Source organism: Phaeobacter sp. QD34_24, from assembly GCF_028890115.1.
Lineage (GTDB): Bacteria > Pseudomonadota > Alphaproteobacteria > Rhodobacterales > Rhodobacteraceae > Phycobacter.
In genome coordinates, this window is sequence record NZ_JARCJD010000051.1 from 1 (window position 1) to 2,099 (window position 2,099).

Annotated in this window: 1 protein-coding gene; it reads right to left on the reverse strand. The window is 54.5% G+C overall.

What is annotated here, in order from left to right; translation table 11 throughout:
- Nucleotides 1-602: 602 nt before the first annotated feature.
- A complete protein-coding gene (locus PXK07_RS18555; protein WP_274849788.1) occupies nucleotides 603-1,949 on the reverse strand; it encodes an ISNCY family transposase in 1,347 nt (448 codons plus the stop codon).
- Nucleotides 1,950-2,099: the final 150 nt, after the last annotated feature.

A 2,099-nucleotide genomic window follows, 5' to 3' on the forward strand; every position in this document is an offset into this window, starting at 1 on the left:
ATACGGCGTTGGACAAGCCGACATATCCAAGCCCGGCAACAGCAATATGCATCAATAGCTCCTTCCGGGCCGTGTTTCAGGGGCAGAGTGTAAAGATCTCATGGGCCACGCAATAAAAGGTGGATATGTATGAATGGCAAGCCGTGCATGCCCAGAAAGCTTTGCTGGTGCCATCTTTTATTCTGCTTGCTTTCGCGCAAGAGAGGGGATTTGGCGCAAGCCAGTTTAGAATGCGCCCCCGCGTGCAAAATTGTAAATCCCATTCAGGAATGTCACCGAGTTTGCAAAGCAGAAAGGTCACCACAGGGAGCGACGGAAGCAAGGCTTTGCAGCCCGGAGACCTCAAATATCGCAGGGCTGAAAAGCCTTGTGGGTGTTAGTTGGATGCTTTTGAAAGCTTGAAAAAGGCCATAGATGCTGCTGCAAAAACTAAAGCACCGAACATGCATGTTGTGAGTACGCTGCGCAGGTTGCCTTCGCGCCATGGCAGTTCCGGTCGGTACCAGAAGTCGTAAAGGTTCAGGCCAATCAAACCCAAACAGACGAGCGCCAAAAAGGCGGGTATAATGGAAGCCGTCCGCATAACCGACCCGATCTTTGTTCTATTCTGCCGCGTGCGCAATCTTCTTCTTGGCCCGCGATCCTGGCGGTCTGCCTGGCCGACGCCCGTTCGGCTTGTAGCCCATCTTCTCTGAGTTTGTCCGCACCTTCGGCTTAGGCGGTGCGGCGTCCTGCATCTCTTTGACATAGGCCAGAACCGCACCGAGCCGCTTGTTCTCGGTGACGGCTGCATGGGTGACGCGCTGGTCCATATCAAAAATCCTGTAGGGCAGGGCTTGGCCTTTCCAGCGCACCTCGAACCGCCCATCCACAAAGACATAGGTGTCCACATATTTGCCGACCAGAGCGCGTGACAGTTCGTTCTCTTCGAGCATGATCCGCTTGCGGTCATAGGAAAATGTCAGCTGCTTGCCGACATAGCGGTTCTCACGCCAGCACAACACTTCTGCCAGCTGATCCGGCTCCACATTCAACACCCGGTGCAGGTTGTCCGGTTTGGCCGGGGCCTTGGCAAATTTGACGTTAAAGCGGCTCTTGAAGCCTTCAAGAAAGGCGTTTCCGGCTTCCATGTCCGAAACGCCTGCCAACCTCAACTCTTTGACAAGCCGGTCCTGAAGCGTCCGATTGGCCCGTTCTACGCGGCCTTTGGCTTGAGAGCTGTTGGCGCACAGGATCTCGATGTTCAGCTCATTCAACGCACGCCCGAACTGCGTCATGCCTGCTCCATTCCTGGCGTCTTCTTTGGCGACTCGGAATACCGAATGCTTGTCGCTGTAAAAGGCCACCGGGCGCCCATGCTGAAGCAAATAGCTGTCCAATGCCTCGAAATAGCTGAACGTGCTCTCGGACTTCACAAACCGCAGCTCCATCAAGGTGCTGGTGGCATCATCGATGAAGACGAGCAGGGTGCAGGGATCACCTCGATCCTCAAACCAGCGGTGATTGGAGCCATCAATCTGGATCAACTCACCATAGCGTTCGCGCCGTAAGCGAGGTTGATGGAATGTCCGGCGCTGTTTCCGCGAGAGCCAGATCCCGTCTTCGATCATCCATTTGCGCAAGGTCTCACGAGACACTGTGAACCCGTGATGCTCAGCCAGCTTCTCAGCTGCCAGTGTTGGGCCGAAATCCGGGTAATTCTCTTTAACCAGGCTCAGAGCATAATCGCGCTTTGCATGATGGATACGATTATTTGGAGGCTTGCCGCGCGCCTTATGCCGGATGGCTGAGGCGCCGTCCTGGCGGTATCGCTTGAGAAGCCGGAACACTTGCCGTCGTGTCAGATTCAACAGGTTCGCCGCATTGTCTACCGTCAGTCGACCATCATCGACCTGCGCCAAAACCTCAACGCGGTTCAAATCGCGCTCACTCATCATCACCCATCCCATGTCCACTCATCCTCGCTACCGTATGCAAGGAGAGTGACACTTCTGCTTTGCTGATGGGTGACATTACTGCTTTGCGTGATGGTTCAAGGGTCGTTGCGACGTTTTTCTCTATCTTAGCTTCATCATCTCTTCTCTGAATGCCTCGCTTGG

Excerpts from the sequence above, each read along its gene's own strand:
- PXK07_RS18555 (WP_274849788.1), bottom strand. The coding sequence starts at position 1,949 with ATGGGATGGGTGATGATGAGTGAGCGCGATTTGAACCGCGTTGAGGTT.